Source organism: Mesorhizobium sp. M0045 (genome assembly GCF_040323385.1).
Classification (GTDB): domain Bacteria; phylum Pseudomonadota; class Alphaproteobacteria; order Rhizobiales; family Rhizobiaceae; genus Mesorhizobium.
This window is the reverse complement of the sequence record NZ_JAMYUY010000004.1, coordinates 41,780-62,071: the sequence shown is the minus strand read 5'-3', so window position 1 is coordinate 62,071 and position 20,292 is coordinate 41,780. Positions and strand designations below refer to the sequence as shown.

Annotated in this window: 22 protein-coding genes; 11 read left to right on the top strand and 11 right to left on the bottom strand. The window is 62.7% G+C overall.

What is annotated here, in order from left to right; translation table 11 throughout:
* The 3 genes from NKJ72_RS07610 to NKJ72_RS07600 all read left to right on the top strand — a co-directional run bounded on the left by NKJ72_RS07610 (nt 1) and on the right by NKJ72_RS07600 (nt 2,579).
* A complete protein-coding gene (locus NKJ72_RS07610; RefSeq protein WP_352476495.1) occupies nt 1-1,161 on the top strand; it encodes a CaiB/BaiF CoA transferase family protein in 1,161 nt (386 codons plus the stop codon).
* Between the two features lie 20 nt (nt 1,162-1,181).
* The gene (locus NKJ72_RS07605; RefSeq protein ID WP_352476769.1) at nt 1,182-2,324 is read left to right on the top strand and encodes an extracellular solute-binding protein; all 1,143 of its coding nucleotides are present in this window, start codon (nt 1,182-1,184) and stop codon (nt 2,322-2,324) included.
* A gap of 105 nt (nt 2,325-2,429) precedes the next feature.
* Entirely contained in the window at nt 2,430-2,579 is a 150-nt protein-coding gene (locus tag NKJ72_RS07600; RefSeq protein WP_352476494.1) for a hypothetical protein, read from the top strand.
* A gap of 66 nt (nt 2,580-2,645) precedes the next feature.
* Here the strand turns inward: NKJ72_RS07600 and NKJ72_RS07595 are convergent, their stop codons facing one another.
* Together NKJ72_RS07595 and NKJ72_RS07590 are read right to left on the bottom strand one after the other, a co-directional pair.
* Nucleotides 2,646-3,482 (bottom strand): amidohydrolase family protein, encoded by an 837-nt coding sequence (locus NKJ72_RS07595; RefSeq protein WP_352476493.1) that lies wholly within the window; start codon nt 3,480-3,482, stop codon nt 2,646-2,648.
* Between the two features lie 66 nt (nt 3,483-3,548).
* Entirely contained in the window at nt 3,549-4,337 is a 789-nt protein-coding gene (locus NKJ72_RS07590) for an IclR family transcriptional regulator (protein ID WP_352476492.1), read from the bottom strand.
* 159 nt (nt 4,338-4,496) lie between these two features.
* On the opposite strand from NKJ72_RS07590, the gene NKJ72_RS07585 reads away from it, so the two are divergent.
* The 8 genes from NKJ72_RS07585 to NKJ72_RS07550 all read left to right on the top strand — a co-directional run bounded on the left by NKJ72_RS07585 (nt 4,497) and on the right by NKJ72_RS07550 (nt 11,827).
* Nucleotides 4,497-5,816, top strand: coding sequence for a type 2 periplasmic-binding domain-containing protein (locus NKJ72_RS07585; protein ID WP_352476491.1), 1,320 nt, complete (start codon nt 4,497-4,499; stop codon nt 5,814-5,816).
* A 141-nt stretch (nt 5,817-5,957) separates the two neighbouring features.
* Complete coding sequence (locus NKJ72_RS07580; RefSeq protein ID WP_352476490.1) at nt 5,958-6,854, top strand: carbohydrate ABC transporter permease; 897 nt, start codon at nt 5,958-5,960, stop codon at nt 6,852-6,854.
* Nucleotides 6,855-6,856: 2 nt separating this feature from the next.
* Nucleotides 6,857-7,723, top strand: coding sequence for a carbohydrate ABC transporter permease (locus tag NKJ72_RS07575; protein WP_352476489.1), 867 nt, complete (start codon nt 6,857-6,859; stop codon nt 7,721-7,723).
* Between the two features lies 1 nt (nt 7,724).
* Nucleotides 7,725-8,822 carry an ABC transporter ATP-binding protein gene (locus NKJ72_RS07570; RefSeq protein WP_352476488.1) on the top strand — a complete coding sequence of 366 codons (1,098 nt, stop codon included), beginning with the start codon at nt 7,725-7,727 and terminating at the stop codon, nt 8,820-8,822.
* A gap of 4 nt (nt 8,823-8,826) precedes the next feature.
* The gene (locus NKJ72_RS07565) at nt 8,827-9,939 is read left to right on the top strand and encodes a mandelate racemase/muconate lactonizing enzyme family protein (RefSeq protein ID WP_352476487.1); all 1,113 of its coding nucleotides are present in this window, start codon (nt 8,827-8,829) and stop codon (nt 9,937-9,939) included.
* An 8-nt stretch (nt 9,940-9,947) separates the two neighbouring features.
* Nucleotides 9,948-10,277: an L-rhamnose mutarotase gene (locus NKJ72_RS07560; protein ID WP_023676093.1), complete on the top strand. Its 330-nt coding sequence runs from the start codon at nt 9,948-9,950 to the stop codon at nt 10,275-10,277.
* Complete coding sequence (locus tag NKJ72_RS07555; RefSeq protein WP_352476486.1) at nt 10,270-11,346, top strand: Gfo/Idh/MocA family protein; 1,077 nt, start codon at nt 10,270-10,272, stop codon at nt 11,344-11,346. Before NKJ72_RS07560 ends, NKJ72_RS07555 begins: the two co-directional genes overlap by 8 nt.
* A gap of 1 nt (nt 11,347) precedes the next feature.
* On the top strand, nt 11,348-11,827 hold the full coding sequence (locus NKJ72_RS07550) for a MaoC/PaaZ C-terminal domain-containing protein (protein WP_352476485.1): 480 nt from the start codon (nt 11,348-11,350) through the stop codon (nt 11,825-11,827).
* 240 nt (nt 11,828-12,067) lie between these two features.
* On the opposite strand, the gene NKJ72_RS07545 is transcribed toward NKJ72_RS07550, so the two are convergent.
* The 9 genes from NKJ72_RS07545 to NKJ72_RS07505 form a co-directional block, all read right to left on the bottom strand.
* Nucleotides 12,068-13,024, bottom strand: a complete 957-nt coding sequence (locus tag NKJ72_RS07545) for a C-terminal binding protein (RefSeq protein ID WP_352476484.1) — start codon at nt 13,022-13,024, stop codon at nt 12,068-12,070.
* Between the two features lie 12 nt (nt 13,025-13,036).
* Nucleotides 13,037-13,795: an HpcH/HpaI aldolase family protein gene (locus NKJ72_RS07540; protein ID WP_352476483.1), complete on the bottom strand. Its 759-nt coding sequence runs from the start codon at nt 13,793-13,795 to the stop codon at nt 13,037-13,039.
* A gap of 41 nt (nt 13,796-13,836) precedes the next feature.
* Nucleotides 13,837-14,550 (bottom strand): hypothetical protein, encoded by a 714-nt coding sequence (locus NKJ72_RS07535; protein ID WP_352476482.1) that lies wholly within the window; start codon nt 14,548-14,550, stop codon nt 13,837-13,839.
* Between the two features lie 26 nt (nt 14,551-14,576).
* Nucleotides 14,577-15,887 carry a TRAP transporter large permease gene (locus NKJ72_RS07530; protein ID WP_254818782.1) on the bottom strand — a complete coding sequence of 437 codons (1,311 nt, stop codon included), beginning with the start codon at nt 15,885-15,887 and terminating at the stop codon, nt 14,577-14,579.
* Nucleotides 15,888-15,890: 3 nt separating this feature from the next.
* Nucleotides 15,891-16,403 carry a TRAP transporter small permease gene (locus tag NKJ72_RS07525; protein WP_352476481.1) on the bottom strand — a complete coding sequence of 171 codons (513 nt, stop codon included), beginning with the start codon at nt 16,401-16,403 and terminating at the stop codon, nt 15,891-15,893.
* Nucleotides 16,404-16,480: 77 nt separating this feature from the next.
* The gene (dctP, locus tag NKJ72_RS07520; protein ID WP_352476480.1) at nt 16,481-17,458 is read right to left on the bottom strand and encodes a TRAP transporter substrate-binding protein DctP; all 978 of its coding nucleotides are present in this window, start codon (nt 17,456-17,458) and stop codon (nt 16,481-16,483) included.
* An 89-nt stretch (nt 17,459-17,547) separates the two neighbouring features.
* The gene (locus tag NKJ72_RS07515) at nt 17,548-18,093 is read right to left on the bottom strand and encodes a flavin reductase family protein (RefSeq protein WP_352476479.1); all 546 of its coding nucleotides are present in this window, start codon (nt 18,091-18,093) and stop codon (nt 17,548-17,550) included.
* Nucleotides 18,093-19,187, bottom strand: a complete 1,095-nt coding sequence (locus tag NKJ72_RS07510) for an LLM class flavin-dependent oxidoreductase (protein ID WP_352476768.1) — start codon at nt 19,185-19,187, stop codon at nt 18,093-18,095. Before NKJ72_RS07510 ends, NKJ72_RS07515 begins: the two co-directional genes overlap by 1 nt.
* The gene (locus NKJ72_RS07505; RefSeq protein WP_352476478.1) at nt 19,187-19,903 is read right to left on the bottom strand and encodes a GntR family transcriptional regulator; all 717 of its coding nucleotides are present in this window, start codon (nt 19,901-19,903) and stop codon (nt 19,187-19,189) included. The genes NKJ72_RS07510 and NKJ72_RS07505 overlap by 1 nt, the downstream gene beginning before the upstream one ends.
* Between the last annotated feature and the right edge of the window lie 389 nt (nt 19,904-20,292).

Sequence of the window (20,292 nt, the reverse complement as noted above, 5' to 3'; positions counted from 1 at the left end):
ATGGCTGCCATTGCCGAACTGCCGCTGACCGGGCTCATCGTTGTCGATATGAGCCAGTTCTTGTCCGGCCCCTACTGCTCGCTGCGACTGCTCGACCTCGGCGCTCGCGTCATCAAGATCGAACGGCCGGATGGCGGGGACCTGTCGCGCCGACTCTATCTCAGCGACACCGAGATCGGCGGCGATTCCACTATTTTCCACGCGATCAACCGTGCCAAGGAAAGCTTTGCCATCGACCTCAAGGACAAGGCCGATCTTGCGGCACTGCGCGGCCTGCTGGCCAGGGCTGACGTGCTGATCCAGAACTTCAGACCCGGCGTCATCGAACGACTGGGCTTCGATTATGACGCGGTGCGCAAGATCAATCCGCGCCTGGTCTACGCCTCGATCAGCGGCTACGGCGAGGAAGGCCCATGGGTCAAGCGGCCCGGGCAGGATCTGCTGGCGCAGGCCCGTTCCGGCGTCATGTGGCTGAACGGCGACGAGGACCAGGGGCCGGTGCCCTTCGGCCTGGCGATCGCCGACATGCTGGCGGGTTCGGCCGCCGCGCAAGGCATCCTCGCCGCACTGGTGCGGCGCGGTGTGACCGGCAAGGGCAGCCATGTCGAGACCAGCCTGCTCGAAGCGCTGGTCGACTTCCAGTTCGAGGTGCTGACCACGCATCTCAATGATGGGCGCCGGCTGCCGCGGCGGTCGAGCTTCCGCAGCGCACACGCCTATCTGTCGGCGCCCTACGGCGTCTATCCGGCCAAGGACGGCTATCTGGCGATCGCCATGACGCCGATCTCGAAACTCGCCGATCTCCTCGGGCTCGAGGAACTTGCGCCCTACCGCGATCAGCCGTCGACCTGGTTCACTGCCCGCGACGAGATCAAGGCGATCATCGCGCAAAAAATCGCGACGAAAACGGTCGACGAGTGGCTTGCTATCCTCGAGCCTGCCGACATCTGGTGCGCCAAGGTTTTGACCTGGCCGGAAATGATGGCCAGCGAAGGCTTCCAGGTTCTCGACATGTTGCAGACGGTGACGCGCGAGGATGACGTTTCGATCCTTACCACGCGCTCGCCGCTCAGGGTCGACGGCATCCGCGCCAAGGTCGAGCGGGCCGCGCCACGCATCGGCGAGCACAGCGCAAAAATCCGCGCGGAGTTCGGGCTGTGAGCGACGTCACGCTCAAAGGCATGACCTGGAGCCATCCGCGCGGCTATGACCCGATGGTCGCCTGTTCGGCGCTGTGGAAGGAACGGACCGGCGTCACTATCGAATGGGACAAGCGCTCGCTGCAGGACTTCGAATCCTTCCCGGTCGAGGAACTGGCCCGCGCCTATGATCTGATCGTCATCGACCATCCGCATGTCGGCCAGATCACCGCCGAGAACTGTCTGACGCCGCTCGATGTCGCCGGCCGGGAAGCCGAACGTGCAGCACTTGCGGCGGGCAGCGTCGGCCGGTCCTATGCCAGCTACAACTGGCAGGGCCGGCAGTGGGCGTTTCCGATCGACGCGGCCAGCCAGGTGCAGGCGTGGCGGCCCGACATGCTCTCGGCTGCGCCGGCGAGCTGGGCCGATGCGCTCGATCTGGCGCGGCAGGGCCGCGTGCTGTTGCCGCTCAGGCCGCCGCATTCGCTGATGGTGTTCTACACGCTCGCCGGCAATCTCGGCCGGCCCGCCGGTGAAGGCCCGGGCGACCATGTGGATCCTGCAATCGGCAAGCAGGTTTTCGAGATGATGCGCGAGATCGCGGCGCTCGTCGACCCGGCCTGTCTTGGCATGGACCCGATCGCGGTTCTGGAGCAAATGGCCGGATCGGGATCGCGGACCGCCTGTGCGCCGCTGATCTATGGCTATGTCTCCTATGCCATCGCCGGATTCCGGCCCAGCCGCGTTGTTTTCGCCGATATCCCTGCTGCGGGCAATGTCGGTCCCAAAGGCTCGGCGCTTGGCGGGACCGGCATCGCCGTGTCGGCCTTTTCGAAGGCCAGGCGGGCCGCCATCGACTTCGCTTACTGGATCGCCAGCGGTGACGTGCAGCGCGGCCCTTACGCCTCGGCCGGCGGCCAGCCCGGCCATGCGGCAGCCTGGGCGGATGCCGCCGTCAACGCCGCCACCGGCAAGTTCTACGTCGCCACCCGAGCCACGCTCGAAGGTGCCTGGGTCAGGCCGCGGCACGACGGCTACATGGCCTTCCAGCAGGCGGCGTCAGATCGCATCAATCTTGGCTTGGACGAAAGGCACAATGCCGCTCGCGTCGTTGCCGATCTCAATCGCCTGTTTCGGGAGAGCCTTTCGACGCAGGTGTCCGGTGTTGCCGGCGGAGGAGCCTGAAAACAACCGAACGGAGGAGAACATGAACAGCCTGATCCGCGGCCTTTCGACGCAACCGCACTTGCATCGCTCACGACCATAGCCTGCGCTCAAGACGTTTCGGGCGTGATCGCTGGATTGCCGACCGAACTGAAGGCGCAATATGACGGCGCGCCGCAGAAGGTGCTGCCGTCGGCCTGGGCGGCACCTGGCCTGGTCATCATGCTCCTGGTTTCGCTCTACGGTCGCGAGCGGCACGTATCGGCGACCATCTGAGGCCGTCTATTCGTTTTAGCCGCATTTGTGCGACGCCAAGTAATTCCAACTTGGCTGCAAAATGCTCTACAAACTCCACAGCCGCTTGGCGTTGCCGGAGAGCAGCTTTTGCCGTTCATCGTCGCTGGCACCACTGAGCAGCGCATGCGTCGCCGCCACCCAGGTCGCAAGCCCGCCGCCGAGCGTGCAGACCGGCCAATCGCTGCCCCAGACGACGCGATCCCAGCCGAAGCATTCGATGGTGTGCTCGACATAGGAACGCAGCGTTTCGACAGTCCAGGATCCGGCATCCGCATAGGCGACCACACCGGAAATTTTGCCGGCGACGTTCGGGCGCCGCGCGATCTCCGCCATGCGCTCGCGCCAGGGGTGCTCGGCACCGCCCTTGATGTCGGGCACGCCGCAATGGTCGAGCACGAACTGCACATCCGGCGCGAGGTCGGCGAGTACGATCGCCTTGGGGATCTGGTGCGGCAGGACGACGAGGTCGAAGGTCAGGCCGCTGCCGGCAAGCCGCTTGACGTTTTCACGAAACAGCGCGCCTTCCGACAGTTCATCCGGCATGACGTGCAGCACACGCCGAAAGCCCTTGACGAAAGAATCGGCGCGCTGGCGCTCGAGATAGCCGGCAAAGCCCGGCTCTTCCGGACGGCACGAGGCGATTGCCCCGCGTAGCAGGCTGTCCTTCTGCTGCGACAGCGTTTTCACATGGCTGGTCTCGGCCTCGATATCGGCTGGATCGACATCGACCTCCATGTGCAATGCGCCCTCTATGCCGGCGCGGCGGGCCTGGACTGCATATTCGTCGTAGGAGAAATCGCGGTTGAGCGCCGGCACGCCGGCCAGCCAGGGATAGCGCAGCGCGGATTGGTCGATCAGGTGCAGATGAGTGTCGAAGATCATGTGGCGCGCTCCTCCTTGGCGACTTCGCGATCATCTCACGGAGAAATTCTTCATTCAAATAAGAATTCATCGCGATTGCTTGACGGTCGATCCCGCCAGTTGCGACAGCTTTTCGGTCGCTGCCAGCAGCAGCTCAATCGTCCTCGTAATGTCGGGCGCCTTGGGTGCGTTGACCAGGGTTATGTAGGGGATCGACAGCGCGGCGATCGCCCTGCCGTCCGAGCCAAGAACCGGTGTCGACAGGTTGAAGACACCGGCGGTCTGCATCGATGCCATCATCTCGTAGCCGCGTTCCCGGATCTGGTCGAGGCGGGCAAAGAACTCCGGCGATTGCGGCGGCTTGTCGGTGCTGCGCAGATGTTCTGAGATCATCATCTGCCGCTCTTCCGGCGGGCGGAACGCCAGCAACACATGGCCGGAGCCGGTGTCGAACAGGCTGATATGCGAGCCGACGCGGATCGAGATACCCCAGTAATCCGGTGCTTCCTGCTGTGCGATCACCACCGCAGAACCGCGATCGAAGACGACCAGCTGATTTGCCTGCTGTGTGATCTCGGCCAGCTCGCGCATCAGCGGCGTCGCATACGAAACCAGCCGTCGCACCGGCGCGTGCAGCTGCGCCAGGCCAAACAGCTTCAGCGTCAGCGAGTAACGGTCACCATCCGGCCGCGTGACATAGCCCCGCCGCACCAGCCGGTCCAGCATGCGGTAGAACTCGTTCGGGCTGCGGTCGAGCTTCTTGGCGATTTCCGCCTGCGTCAGGCCGCCATCGACCCCGGCCAGCAGCTCGAGGATGTCGAGCCCCTTGTCCAGCGCCGGGGCTCGATAGCGGTCGTCTTCCTCGTCCTCTGCCATTCCGCCTCTCCAGTGAATTGCATTTTTCATATACGCATAACGGTATTGCTTCCGAAAGAACTTTCGGCTTGACGATCCTATGAATGTTTTGTTTGTATATGAATTAAGCTGCCGATCGACCTCACTACGCGATCGATGCAGGCTCTTGGGAGGATACCAATGACGAAACTGTTTTGCGGCCTGTCGGCCGGCGTAACGCTGCTCGCACTTGGTGCGAGTGCAGCCCTTGCTGCCGACCTGCCAGGCAAATTCGACGGCGTCACCATCGACGCCAAGCTGATCGGCGGCCAGCAATATGAAGGGCTCTACGCGCGCATCGGCGAATGGGAAAAACTGACCGGCGCCAAGGTCAACGTGATCTCGAAGAAAAACCACTTCGAGCTCGACAAGGAAATCAAGTCGGACATCGCCTCCGGCAGCATCAACTGGTGCGTTGGGTCGAACCACTCGTCCTTCGCGCCGCAGTATCCTGATATCTACACCGACCTCAACAAGCTGCTGCCGAAGGAGGAGATCGACGCCTTCGTGCCCTCGACGATCAAGGCCTCGACGCTCGACGGCAAGCTGGTGATGCTGCCGCGCGCGCAGTTCGACGTGTCGGCGCTCTACTACCAGAAGAGCCTCTACCAGGACGAAGCCAAGAAGGCCGCCTACAAGGCCAAGTACGGCAAGGAGCTGACACCGCCCGACACCTGGGACGAGGTCGCCCAGCAGGCGGAATTCTTCGCCAGCCCGCCCGATTTCTACGGCACCCAGTTCGCCGGCAAGGAAGAGGCGATCAACGGCCGGTTTTACGAGATGCTCATCGCCGACGGCGGCGAATACCTCGACAAGGATGGCAAGCCGGCCTTCAACTCGGAAGCCGGCGTGCACGCACTCGACTGGTTCGTCAATCTCTACAAGGCCAAGGCGGTGCCGGCCGGCACCACCAACTATCTGTGGGACGATCTCGGCCAGGGCTTTGCCTCAGGCACCGTCGCCATCAACCTCGACTGGCCGGGCTGGGCAGGCTTCTTCAACGATCCGAAGTCGTCGAAGGTCGCCGGCAATGTCGGGGTGAAGGTGGCGCCGAAGGGATCGGCCGGCATTCGTACCGGCTGGTCGGGGCACCACGGATTTTCGGTCACCGAAAACTGCGCCAGCAAGGAGGCTGCGGCGTCGCTGGTCTGGTTCCTGACCAATGAGGACAGCCAGAAGCTCGAGGCGGCAAGCGGCCCACTGCCGACCCGCACGGCGGTGTGGGACTGGGACATTCAGCAGGCGGCAAGCGATCCCTATAAGAAGGAAGTGCTGGCCGCGTTCCAGGAAGAGGCAAAGCACGCTTTTGCCGTGCCGCAGACACCTGAATGGATTGAAATCTCCAACGCCGTCTATCCCGAATTGCAGGCCGCCATCCTTGGCGACAAGACCTCCAAGCAGGCGCTGGACGACGCTGCCGCCAAGGCCACCCAGATCCTCGAGGACGCAGGCAAGCTTTGATTATTCAACCGAGGGGCGCCGCGCTCATTGAAGAGCGGCGCCCCGAGCATTTTTTCGAACCATGCGCAACACGCTTTGTCTTGATCCCAGTTCGCCAATGGCGGCCTTCGGTGTCCGGGCACCAACCAGAACCGGATCGCCATGAAAGGCTGGAGACCTTCGCCGCCATTGCTGCTCCTGCTGCCGGCGGTGATCGTGCTGGCGGCGGTGGTGGTGGTGCCGCTGCTGCTGTCGCTCTATTCCAGCTTCACGCCGTTCCGGCTGACCAGGCCGGAGACGTTCTGGGTCTTCATCGGCGCGCGCAACTACGTCGCCATCCTGACCAGCCGCGCTTTCTGGGTCGCCTTTGCCCGCACCGTGGTCCTGCTGACGGTGGCGCTCAACCTGGAAATGCTGATCGGGCTCGGGCTGGCGCTGCTGGTGGAAAAGGCATCGCGCGGCCAGCGGGTTCTGCGCACCATCATGATGTTTCCGATGATGTTTTCTCCGATCCTGGTCGGCTTCCAGTTCAAATTCATGTTCAACGACAATATCGGCCTGGTGAACAACGCCCTGCAGGGGCTCGGCCTGACCGACCGCGCCATCCCGTGGCTGATCGACGGCAATCTCGCCTTCATCGCCATCCTAACCGCCGAGATCTGGTCGTCGACCTCGGTGTTCGCGATCCTGATCCTTGCCGGGCTGCTGGCGATGCCGCGCGAACCGGTCGAGGCGGCCCGCGTCGACGGCTGCACGCCGTGGCAGACATTCCGCTATGTCACCTGGCCGTTCATCATGCCGTTTGCTTTCATCGCCATGACCATCCGCTCGCTCGACGTCGCGCGCGCCTATGACATCGTCAAGATCATGACCGACGGCGGTCCTGCCGGCCGCACCGAACTGGTCTGGACGCTCGTCGCCCGCACTGCCTATGGCGATGCCCGGATGGGAATGGCCAATGCCATGGCCTATTTCTCGATTCTGCTGTCCATCCTGTTCACCGTCTATTTCTACCGCAAGCTCGCCGCGGCGCGCACGCAGATCGCGGCGGAGTGGTGAGGATGGACCAGAACAGCCTGCATCGCGTCGGCAACAAAGCGCTCGGCATCGTTCACGGCATCGGACTGTTTATGGCCATGCTGGTCATCTGCCTGCCCGGCATCTGGATCGTGCTGTCGTCGCTGCGGCCGACCGTCGAGATCATGGCCAAGCCGCCGGTGTGGATCCCGCAGCAACTCTCGCTCGATGCCTACATAGCCATGTTCAGCGGCGTCGGCCAGGGCGGTATTCCGGTGCTCGACTACTTCCGCAATTCGCTGATCATCTCGGTGACCTCTACGGTGATCGCCATCGTTATCGGCATGGCCGGCGGCTATGCCTTTGCGCGCTACCGCTTTCGCGCCAAATCGGCGATGTTCCTTGGCCTGATGCTGACGCGCACGGTGCCTGGCATTGCGCTGTCGCTGCCGCTGTTCTTCGTCTTTGCGCGGCTCGGCATCATCGATACGCATTTCGGGCTGATCCTGGTCTATGTCGCGCTCAACGTGCCCTTCACCGTCTGGCTGATCGACGGCTTTTTCCGCCAGGTGCCGAAAGACCTTGCCGAGGCGGCGCAGATCGACGGCTGCACGCGCTGGCAGGCCTTCTGGCAGGTCGAGTTTCCGTTGGCCGGGCCTGGCATCGCCTCGGCCGGCATCTTTGCCTTCCTCACCTCCTGGAACGAGTTCGCGCTCGCCTCGCAGCTGACACGCTCGATCAACTCCAAGACCCTGCCGGTCGGCCTGCTCGACTATACGGCCGAATTCACCATCGACTGGCGCGGCATGTGCGCGCTTGCCGTGGTTATGATCATACCGGCGCTCACGCTTACCTTCATCGTCCAGAAACATCTCGTCGGCGGCCTCACTTCCGGCGCGGTGAAAGGCTGACATGGCAACCGTATCGCTCAAGAAACTCACCAAGAGCTATGGTCCGGTGGCGGTCGTGCACGGCATCGACCTCGAGGTCGCCGACCGCGAGTTCATCGCGCTTGTCGGGCCGTCCGGCTGCGGCAAGTCGACGACCCTGCGCATGATCGCCGGCCTCGAGGCGATCAGCGACGGGATCATCGAGATCGGCGGCCGCATGGTCAACGACCTGCCGCCGCGCGCCCGCAACATCTCGATGGTGTTCCAGTCCTACGCGCTCTATCCGCATATGACGGTGCGCGAAAACCTCGGCTTCTCGCTGAAGATAGCCGGCGCCGCGAAGGAAGAAATGGACCGTCGCGTAGCCGAAGCGTCCGGCATTCTCGGCCTCGACCAGTTGCTCGACCGCCGGCCGTCGCAGCTGTCGGGCGGACAGCGCCAGCGCGTCGCCATGGGTCGCGCCATCGTGCGCGATCCCGACGTCTTCCTGTTCGACGAGCCGCTTTCCAATCTCGATGCCAAGCTTCGGACGCAGATGCGCACCGAGATCAAGAAACTGCATGCCAAGGTCCGGTCGACGGTGATCTACGTCACCCACGACCAGGTCGAAGCGATGACATTGGCCGACCGCATCGTCATCATGCGTGACGGGTTCATCGAGCAGGTCGGCTCACCCGACGAGGTCTTCCGCCGGCCGCAGACACGCTTCGTCGCCGGCTTCATCGGCTCGCCGCCGATGAATTTGCACGAGGCTGACGTCGACGACGGACAGCTGCTGTTCGCCAGCGGCGAGAGACTGCCTCTGCCCAGCCAGTTCAAGGCAAATGTCGGAACCGGCGACAAGGTCGTCTTCGGCCTCAGGCCCGACGACATCTATCCGACGGGACACGGCATCAGCTCCGGCGAAGAGGTCGACGTCCACCAGCTGGAACTGCCGGTGACCGTCACCGAACCGCTTGGCAACGAGACGCTGGTGTTTGCCGAATTCAACGGTAGCGACTGGGTATCCCGCATGCTCAATCCAAAGCCGCTCAGGGCCGGAGACCGGGTCAGGATGAGCCTGGACCTGTCGCAGGCCCATCTGTTTTCTGCCGAAACGGGCAAAACATTGCGAGGTTAAAATCATGGCAAAGATCGAGAAAGTCGAACTGCGCATGGTCGACTTGGTGCCGAAGGTCAAGCGCACCGATGCCATCCAGAGTTTTGTCAGCCAGGAAACACCGATCGTCACCATCACCGACGCCGACGGCGCGGTCGGCACCGGCTACAGCTACACGATCGGCACCGGCGGCTCCTCGGTGATGCGGCTCCTGGCCGACCACCTTGCGCCGCGGCTGATCGGCCGCGACGCCGACATGATCGAGGCGATCTGGCGCGAGCTGGAGTTCGCCACCCATGCCACGACGATCGGCGCGATCACGGCAATCGCGCTGGCGGCCATCGACACTGCGCTTTGGGACCTGCGGGCGAGGAAGCAGAACCTGCCGCTGTGGAAGCTTGCCGGCGGCGCCAAGGACCGCTGCCCGCTCTACACCACCGAAGGCGGCTGGCTGCATATCGAAACCGAGGCACTGGTCGAGGATGCGCTGGCCGCCAAGGCCAAGGGGTTTCGCGGCTCGAAGGTCAAGATCGGCAAGCCGCACGGTTCCGAGGATCTTGCCCGGCTGACGGCGGTGCGCCGGGCGGTTGGAGACTCCTACGAGATCATGACCGACTGCAACCAGGGCTTTTCAGTCGACGAGGCGATCCGCCGGGCCGAGCGCTTGCGTGAACTCGACCTCGCCTGGATCGAGGAACCGCTGCCGGCCGACGACATTGACGGTCATGTGCGGCTGTCGAGTGCCACATCGACGCCGATCGCTATCGGCGAGTCGCTCTATTCGATCCGGCATTTCCGCGAATATATGCAAAACGGCGCGTGTTCGATCGTGCAGGTCGATGTCGGTCGCATCGGCGGCATCACGCCGTGGCTGAAGGTGGCGCATGCAGCCGAGGCGTTCGACATACCGGTCTGCCCGCATTTCCTGATGGAACTGCATGTCAGCCTGACATGCGCCGTTCAGAACGGCAGATATGTCGAGTATATTCCCCAGCTCGACGAGCTGACCGGCAAGAAAATGCGTATCGAGGACGGGCACGCGCTGGCGCCGGACGAGCCCGGCATCGGCATCGACTGGGACTGGGATGCGATCAAGTCGAAGAGCATCGCGGAATTCACCGTGGCGATAGTGAAATAGGAGGCGACATGCAGCGAATGGGAATGGTGCTCGGTCTCAAGCCGGAGAAAGTCGCAGAGTATGTGCGGCTTCACGCTGCCGTCTGGCCGGACGTCCTCAAGATGATTTCCGCCTGCAACATCAAGAATTATTCGATCTATCTAAGGGAGCCGGAGCACCTTTTGTTCAGCACCTTCGAGTACCACGGCACCGACTATGCCGCCGACATGGCGAAGATGGCTGCCGATCCCACGACGCAGGAATGGTGGGCGCTGTGCATGCCATGCCAGGAGCCGCTGCCGACCCGCAAGGAGGGCGAGTGGTGGGCGTCGATGGACGAAGTCTTCCACTATGACTGATGACATTTTCGATCCTGCCTCGCTTTCCCAGGCCTGGGCACAACCGTCAAAGCCCAGGCCGATCGTGATTTTCGGCGCCGGCTCGATCGTCGGCGATGCGCATTTCCCGGCCTATGGGAAAGCCGGTTTCCCGGTTACCGGGCTTTTCGACCCCGACCTGGCCAAGGCGGAAAAACTGGCGCAGAAATGTGGCGTCACCGCTTACCGGTCGGTCGAGGAAGCTGCGTCAATCAAGGACGCCGTATTCGACCTGGCGACACCGCCGGCCTATCACGCCCGCGTGCTCAGGGCGCTGCCCGATGGTGCGGTGGCGCTGATCCAGAAGCCGATGGGCAGCGACCTCACCGAGGCGACCGAGATCCTCGAAATCTGCCGCTCCAAAAACCTCAGGGCCGCTGTGAATTTCCAACTCCGTTTTGCGCCGATGATGCTGGCGCTGAAGGATGCGATCGCCAAGGGCTGGCTGGGCGAAGTGGTCGATTTCGACGCATGGCTGGCGCTGGCGACACCCTGGCAGCTCTGGGAATTCCTGTTGCAGGCGCCGCGTGTCGAGATCGCCATGCATTCGATCCATTATCTCGACCTGATCCGGCAATTGCTCGGCGATCCCAAGGGGGTTCACGCCAAGACACTCGGCCACCCCGGCCATAAGGTTGCGCAAACGCGCACCAGCGCGATCCTCGACTATGGCGACACCGTGCGCTGTGCGCTGTCGATCAACCACGATCACAAATTCGGTCGAAAACACCAGGCTTGCGAATTCCGCATCTGCGGCACCGAGGGCGCCGCTTACCTCAAATTAGGCGTCAACCTCGATTATCCGCGCGGCGAGCCGGATATTCTCGAAATCTACCCCAAAGGCGGCAAGGGCTGGATTGCGGTTCCACTCGTCGGCTCATGGTTTCCGGACGCCTTTGCCGGCCGCATGGCCAATGTCCAGCGCTACGCGTCGGGCGAGGACGCCGAGCTTGTCAGTTCCGTCGAGGACGGCTGGAGCACCATGGCGCTGGTCGAAGCCGCCTATCAATCGAGCGCGGCGCCAGCAACACCGATACCGGCGAGGCCCTGACATGGAGCAGACGATCTACTTCGAGGACTATCAGATCGGCTCGTCGCGCATGACCAGCGGGCGCACCATCACCGAGACCGATTTCGTCGTCCATGCCGGCCATACCGGCGATTTCTTTCCCCACCACATGGACGCCGAGTTCATGAAGACGACGCCGTTTGGCCAGCGCATCGCCCACGGCACGCTGGTCTTTTCGGTCGGCGTCGGACTGACGGCAAGCGTCGTCAACCCGGTTGCCTTCTCCTATGGCTACGACAGGCTGCGCTTCATCAAGCCGGTGTTCATCGGCGATACGATCCGGACCCGCACCACCATCTCGGCCAGGGAAGACGATCCGAAGCGACCCGATTCAGGCCGGGTCATCGAGCGCTGCGAGGTGATCAACCAGCATGGCGACGTGGTGTTGGTCGCCGACCACATCTACATCGTCGAGCGTCGCGACAAGCCGAGCAGAGCCTCGACGGATGGCGCTGAAACCTAAAGACAAAAAACCCGCCTTGCGACGGGTCCTCGGTGCGAATCAGCACCATACACAAATTAGTAGCATAGCTGCCGGCACAAAGCAAGAACAAAATGTGGCGCTGTCGGCAAAAAATGCGAATTCACTCTTCACCCGTTCCCGTCTCTATCCGCTTGCCGAGGTCGCGCTCAAGGGCGCCTGCCCCGGAACGTCAAGGTGGAACTGTCGACAGGCAGCGGATGGTGCCGACATCGGGAATGGTCATATCCGGTTGACCGGATATACCGGCTTGCCGCCGCGCAGGACCGATGCGACATCGGCAAACACCTTGTTGCGAACCTCCGCGTAAGACTGGGTCGAGTAGTGCGCCGCGTGTGGACTGACCAGGACGGTGTCCAGCGCCAGCAGCGGATTGTCGGGCGAAGGCGGCTCCTGCTCGAAAGTGTCGATGCCGGCGCCAGCCAGATGGCGACGCCGGATCAGATCCGCCAAGGCAACCTCGTCGACGAGGCCGCCGCGGGACACGTTGATGAGTATCGCCCCTTCCTTCATCCGCGACAGGGCTTGCGCCGACATGATGTTTCTGGTCTCCGGTGTCGCGGGAACGTGCAGCGAGACGATGTCGGCGCTGGCAAGCAACTCGTCGAAGCCGACCGGTTCAGCACCACCGGCCGTGATGCGCTCGGCCGGCATGTACGGGTCGTAGGCGATGATGTGGTAGCCGAAGACACGCGCCCGCTCGGCAGTCAGGCGCCCGATCTGGCCGAAGCCGATCAGGCCGATGATCTGCCTGTCGGGCCGTATGATGCCGGCGCCATCGGTCATTGCAGCCCAGCGGCCGGCGCGCACCGCGCTGTCGAACTGCTTCAGCTTGCGCGTCAAGGCCAGGATCAGGGCCATGGCGTGGGTGCTGACTTCAACCAGATTGGCGTCCGGCACGTAGGTTACCTGAACACCGGCACGGCTGGCGGCCTCGACGTCGATCGAGTCGAGCCCTACGCCGAACCGTCCGACGACCTTGAGCCTCTTCAGTTCCGCCAAAACGCGAGCCGTGATCGGCTCTCGCAAGACCATCAATGCGTCGGCGTCGCGGCAGTGTTCGATCAGGGCATCTTCCGTGAGCAGCGTCTTTTCGACAAACTCGGCGCTCAAGCCGTCGAGGTAGCGCAACTGCTCTTCCTCGACTGACAATACGCCGTCGGTCTTGATGATCTTCATGCCAAACTCTTGCTATGAGGCGCTGCGCGCCGAGACGACACCGGCGGCAAGGCCGGCGCCGAGAAACATCGTGTCGCTGGCCAGCACGTGGAAGCTGATGCCGTGCCGCGACCATTTGCCGACATCATCCGCCGAAGGGCGAAAGATGCCGACGGCCTTGCGGGACGCGCGCGCCGCGGCCGCGATCCTCATAATCGCGGCATTGAGCTTGTCCTGGCCGGCCGGCCCCATGGCGTCGATCGAGACCGACAGGTCGCCGGGGCCGATGAAGACCACGTCGACGCCGTCGACCTGGACGATGTCGTCGATGTTGGCGAGGCCTTCGGCCGTCTCGACCTGGATGGCGACCGTCAGGACCTCGTTGGCCGATTTGAGGTAGTCCGGAATGCTGTAGCCATAACCGGCGGCGCGGCCTGGGCCGACACCGCGTGCGCCGACCGGCGGGTAACGGCAGGCCATGACCGCCATGCGGGCTTGCTCGGCCGTGGAGACACGCGGCACCAGGATGCCCGACGCGCCGGCGTCGAGCGCGGCCGCGATCCACTCCGGCGTGTGGCCGGGAACGCGCACCATCGCGGGAACCTTGTGGACATCGGCGGCGCGGATCAGATCCTCGAGCCGTTCGCGGCCGATCTGCGAATGCTCCCAGTCGATGCACAGGAAATCGACCCCGCTCGCGGCCGCCACTTCGACCGCCACAGGGTGCGGGATGGCGCAGAAGGTGCCGATGAGGCGATCGAGAGAGATACATTTCTTGCGAAAGTCGTACATGAAATCTCCAGAAATTTTCGGCGTCGGCAAACCCTGTTTGCCTATGTGGCCCTTGACGAAGGATGCACGGCTTCCGTCGACATCGGAAAATGCCGGCTGCCGCCTGAAAACGGCGGAAAAGTCTTGTAGTCGGCGCGCATCTCCAGCCGCGCCGGCGATTGCAGCGCGTGCGTCAATGCAGCGGGACTGTCGAACATGACGCGATTGCGCTGCATATGGTCGATCCGCGGCCAGGGCAGCGAACCGCACCAATCCAGTCGCGACAGAACCTCGATGTGGCGAATGCCGGGGAAGCCCCGCATCAATTGCGGATGATGCGTCACATAGTGGTGGAGCCAGACATTCATGTCTTCGGCCGGCCCGGGATAGTGGACAAGATAGCTGCAGGGCAGCCCGGACGTCTTGACGCCAGCGTCATCGACGGGAAACGGACGCACGCACATTGCCTGTTGCATCGGCCTCGAACCGGCGATGCTCGACAGCATGCCAGGTGCGGCAAGTGCCTGCAGATGGCCGGACGGCGCCAGCGCCGCCTCCATGTCCGCCAATTCGTCGAAATAGAGCTGGAAGCCAAAGACCGGCGGTGGACCATCGTTGTTGAACATGTCCGTCGCCACTTCGGGCAGATAGATGTTGGCAAGCGCAAGGCCCGGGGTCGACGCAATCACACGCCGCACAGCGTCAACGTCTTCACCGGCGATGGCCAAATTTGCCTCGCGGTCGTCATGGAAGAAGGCAAGATAGGCAAAGCGCATGTGGAGACCCTCTGGATCGAGTTCGGCTAGATCAAATTCGGAAGAAAGAGAGCGATCTGCGGAAAGAGGACAATCAGCAGGATCAGCAGAAGCGTCAGCGCGATGTAAGGCGCCGCTGACATGGCAACCGTTTTGAGCGATGTGCCTTTCGGCGCGACACCGATCATGATGAACAGCAGCAGGCCAAACGGCGGCGTGGTGAAGCCGACCTCGTAGGCGAGCAGCAGGATCAGCCCGAACCATACGGGCTCGTAGCCGAATTGCTGGGCGATCGGCAGAAAGATCGGCAGCGTGATCAGCATCATCGAGACCTGATCCATGAACATGCCGAGCAGCAGGATGACCAGCACCATCATGAGCAGCATGGGATACGGTCCAAGATCGTAGCCGACGATGAACTGGATAAAGCCGTTGGAGGCGCCGGAGAAGGCGAATATCTGCGAGAACGTCGTCGAAGCCGAGATGATCAGGAAGGTCATGCCGGTGACCTTCATCGCATCGTCCAGCGACTTCCAGACAACCGACCAGCTGAACCGTCGGTAGACAAACAACAAGGCGAAAACCGCGGCACAGCCCAGTCCCGCCGATTCCGTCGGCGTCGCTATCCCAAGGATGATCGTGCCGACCACCATGAACACGATGACGCTCATCGGAATGATGTTGACGGCGACCGCCCTCACCTTCTCGGCCGCGGGAACGGCGGGCACCGGATAGTGCGGAGCGGCGTCCGGGTCGATCTTCGTCTGGGCGAAGATCAGCGCCGCGTACATGACAACGAGCAGCAGCCCGGGCAGAGCCCCCGCTATGAGCAGCGCGCCGACATCGATCTGGGCAAGCGAGCCGAGCAAGACGGCCAGCGAGGATGGCGGGATGATGACGGCAAGGCTTCCGGCGCCAAGCACCGGGCCGTAGGCCATATGCGGCTTGTAGCCCCGCTTCAGCATCTCGGGCACCATCAGCGAGCCCATCATGCCGGTATTGGCGAGGCTCGAGCCCGACAGCGCGGAAAAGATCGTGCCGGCGGCGAGGACGACATAGGCGAGGCGTCCGCGCAGATTGCCGATGCACAGGTCGAGCGCGTAGATGACCTTCTCGCCGAGGCCGGAGCGGAAGAACAGGCTGCCCATGACAAGAAACATCGGCAGCGGGGCAAGCGCGTAGGTCGAGACAGCGTCGGAGAAGTTGGCGACCATCTGCGTCACGCCGATCGAACCGCCGAAGAACAGGTACAGCCCGATCACATTGGTGACGAAGAACGCGAAGGCGACCGGCAGCCCCAGCCCCATCAACACCAGGATGGTGCCAACGAGCACGGCGAATGGAAACAGCCAGGCCACCGGTCAGAGCCCTTCCATTTCCAGAGGATCCAGCGTGTACAGCGTGTCAGGGCCGAGCAGATATCTGAGCCATTCCAGCGCCGAGAGGTAGAAGGCGAGCATGATGGGCAGAAAGACCAGCCATTTCGGCATGTCGAAGCTGCGCGTTTCATATTCGCCGCCCGCCACGGCACTGGTCAGGGACGACAGAGCGACGCTGCCGAGGTAGAGGCTGACGGCAATGCAGGCGAGATAGACCAGCTTTTCAAGCACCGCCCGTGCCCGCACCGGCAGCGCCTTGCGCAGGAACTCGACGAAGACATGGCCCTTGCTGTGGACCAGCCAGGGCATCGGCAGAAATGCCGCGTAAAGCAGGCCGTATTCCGTCGCGGATACTGCCCAGGCAAGCGGCCTCAGGCCCAGATTGCGGACGCATACATCAGCAACCACCGCGACAATGATGAGGCCAAGCACCACTTTTGCCACCGCCGCCAACGCAAGGCTCAGCTTCCCAATCGCTGCAAACAATCTGTCCATGCCCGACGACCCTCATGTCCACCTTTTGCCCTTGGCCCAGCTTTGACGGAGGGCGCACGAGGCACCCTCGGCTCGGGCTACTGAAAGAATTTCTTCAACTGATCGATGTTGGTGGGATCGCGTTTGGCCATTCTCGCCCAGCTCGCCTGCGTGGCAGCCGCCAGGAATTTGTCGCGCCCGGCGCCGGTCAAGCTGACAACCTTCTGCCCGCCGTCGATCATCGCCTGTGCCTGTTTTTCGGATTCGGCAAGGTTGGCGTCATAGCTCGCGCGCTCGTATTCGACGGCCGTGTCGGCAAGCAGCTTCTGCGCCTCGGGCGACAGCGTGTCCCATCTGGCCTTGTTGATCGAGATCAGCACGTCGGTTTTGAAGAATTGCGGATCGACACGGTATTTGGTGAATTTGTCCCAGCCGAAGGATGCATAGCCAAATACGGTATAGGCGTTGGCATTGACGACGCCGCGCTCGAGCGAGGTATAGACATCCCCCGGCGCTTGCACGATCACTGTCGCGCCCAGGGATTCGAGGAAATCGCGATAGAGCGGCGACGAACGGATCTTCAAACTGCCCCAGTCGATGCTGCCTTCATCGTTGAGCTTGGGTTCGTCGACGGTGAAGACGTTGAAGCCCGAGCCCGCGTCGACATGCGCCAGCAGATGGGCATTGGCCTTCTTCTCGAAAATTGCGCTGATGAAGTCCCAGCCGCCATTGTCGCGAACCTCCCAGGGCGTCTTGGTCGATGCGGAGAAAACCTCCCCTTCGGGCACGAGTTCGAGGAACTGCCCTGCCGGTGTGTCGATCACATCGATCAGGCCGCTCCTGAGCGCCGCGCCCTGCTGGATCGGCGGAATGACCTCCGGCCCGCCACGCACGTTGATCTGGACCACGCCCTTGCCCTTTTCGTTCACCTTCTGAACGAACTTCAGGAAGCTCTGGGCGTAGCCGTTCTGCGTCGGCGTAAAATGCACGGCGTTGAGGACGACCTCTTCGGCCATGGCGATACCCGCCACGCCCGACATGAGTGCAGCCAGAACAAGGGATTTCCAAATGCGCATTGCAGTATTCCCTCCGATAGATTCACTTCGCCGGGGCCCATCATCGGGCCGATCTGAAATTGCACGCTACGCCGCCACACGAACGGCGGTTAGTTGACATCATCTCCTACTGTCAGGAACCGCCCATGCGCGTAGAAGACCGGCGATCGGTGAGCGCGATCCAGCGCAACGGCCGAGACGATGCCGATGACGATCATGTGCGACGCCCGCACGATGATTTCGGCCACCACGCACTCGAACATTGCCCGCGCGCCGACAAGCAAGGGCGCGCCGGTTTCGCCGCGCACCCATGATCCGGACGAGAACCGCGCGGCGCCCTTGGCTTTGGTCATGCCGCCAAAGGCACGCACAACGTTCTCCTGGTCGCCGGCGGGAAGATTGACCGAAAAAGGCAAACCTTCGCGAATGGCCGAGGCAAAGGTGCTGCCGCGGTTGACACAGGCAAGCAGCGAAGGCGGCTCGGCACTGAACGAGCAGAGAGCCGTCGCCGTGATGCCGCAAAAGCCGATCTCGTCATGCTCCGACGCGAGGATGGCGACGGAGCCCGCCACGGCCCGCATAGCCTGCTTGAACGCGCGCGGATCGATGGCGCTGTGCCCATCCACCCATAGCGTCGGAATGGCGGCGGCCGGCATCAGTTTACTCGAAGCCCGGCCTGGCGCATCAGCGGCAGCACGCGGTCGCAGAAGAAGGGCAGTTCGTAGGTGTAGTTGACGAATGTGAGGGCGGCGCCGGAATAACCCTGTTCCATGATCTCGGTGAGGTCGTCGACGATCTTTTCCGGCGTGCCGATGAGCGGGAAGGTCCCGGCACCGCCGGCGAACCTCTGCCGATACTCGGTGAAGGCCTTCGCGTCATGCGAGTTCGCGAATTCCTTCTTCTTGCGCATATGCTCGTCGACCGCACCCTCGTCCGCGCATTCGAGCGCGTAGTGCCGGTAGTAATCCTCGGCTTCCTGCTGGGTCTCCCGGCAAACGACGTGACAGACCGTATAGACGCCGACTTCGCGCCCGACTTCGGCCGCGCGGTTGGTAATGTCGACTACATGCGCACGGCCGTCGGCAATTTCGGAAAACGTCGAAAACAGATAGTCACAGTGGCGCGCCGCGTAGTTGCGCCCCGGCGCGCCGAAGGCGGCGTTCATGGTCACCGGTCGTGGCACTTGCAAGCTTGGCGGGCGGCTAACGACACTCTTCAGATCATAGAACTCGCCGCTGAAGTCGAACGGCTCCCTCGATTGATAGGCACGCACGATGATGTTGATCCATTCCTCGGCCTGATCGTAGGTCCGCTCGCCGACCGTCTGCCCGAACATAGCGAACTCGTCCGGGTTCCAGCCGCAGACGATGTTCAAGCCGGCACGCCCGTTGGAGATGTGGTCGACCGTCGCAAGCGCTTTGGCAGCCTGCAGCGGATGAACCAGCGGCACATGCACCGTCATGAACAGGCCGATGTTTTCCGTGGCGACAGCAAGACCCGCCGCCCAGGTGAACGTCTCGAACGACCATTCCCGGACATGCGTCAAACCGCCGAAGCCGCGCCAGCGGGCGATCGGCAGCAGAAACTCGAGGCCGGCGCGGTCGGCGATGCAGGCGGAATTGAGGTTGTCTTCCCAGCGGGCACGCCAGCGCTCGGGAACCGTGGTCATTGCCAGGCCGCCATCGGCGTTCATGGAAAAGACGCCGAGCTTGAACCTGTTCGGCCCTTTCAGCGGGTGCTGCTTCCTGATCATGGTTTCCCCGGCTGCGACATGCTCTCACCTTCACCGGTGGAATGTTGAGACGGTGGGCTCAGCTTCATGAAACGCTCCTCGGCGTTCTGAATGAAATGGGTCATGCGGTCGTAAGCGGCGACGGCGTCGCGCTTGACGAATGCCTCATAGATTGCGCGCATGCCGGCCACGACGACGGCCTGCGTCGGCTGGTGCGACAGCGTCCTTAAACGGACGACGAGGACATGGTCGGCGAACCTTGCAATGGTTTGTGAAAGGCGCTGGTTCGCGACAGCGCCGAGCCAACAATTCCTGAATGCCGAATTGGCCTGGAAGAAGCGGTCGGCATCGCCGGCGGCGGCCGCAGCCTCCGCCTCCCGAAGCGCGGCCGCAAGCGTCTTGAGGCCAGCGGCGTCGAGTGTCCGCGCAGCGTGTGCGGCGGCCCGCGGCTCGAGCAAGCGGCGGACCTCGAAGATGTCGGCGACATCCGTCGCGGTAAGCGTGGGCAGGGTGAAGCCGCGTGTGGTGCCGACGAGATAGCCCTCATGCACCAACTGCATCAAGGCGTCGCGGACAGGCATTCTGGAAATGCCGAGCTGGGCGGCAATGTCGACATCGACGAGCTTCTGGCCAGGCGCCAATTCGCCATGCTGTATGGTCAGACGGATTTGTTGATAGACCTGGGCACGCAGATTGCCATCGCCAACCCGTTTGAGCTCTATCGTTTCCGTCATCCACGCCTTCCCATGCGAAGATTTCGTATATTGTTTGAGGCTGGTGTCCTCGCAGTATCCGTTGAAATGCAGCTACATATCGATAGAATTCGACCTGCAGGCCACGTTCCAGTGCGAAGTGGAGCACAGGCTGGATCGCCTGGCAAGATGTTTTAAGTTTATAATGTATACTGTTTGGGTTCGTTGTCCGGAAGGCAGAGGGTCACGCCATCCGTGCGGTCGCGTCCGCGCGACGGCGGGGGAGAGCCAGCGATCCGCGCGGTTCGGTAAAAAACATACAGACGTTTTCGCGTGACACATCGAAGCTGGCGGATTTAACTAAAGATACTTGCGATCTGCGCGCGCCGGCACGCCCACCCGATCCCCTCGCCGGTGCGCATTACTGGATC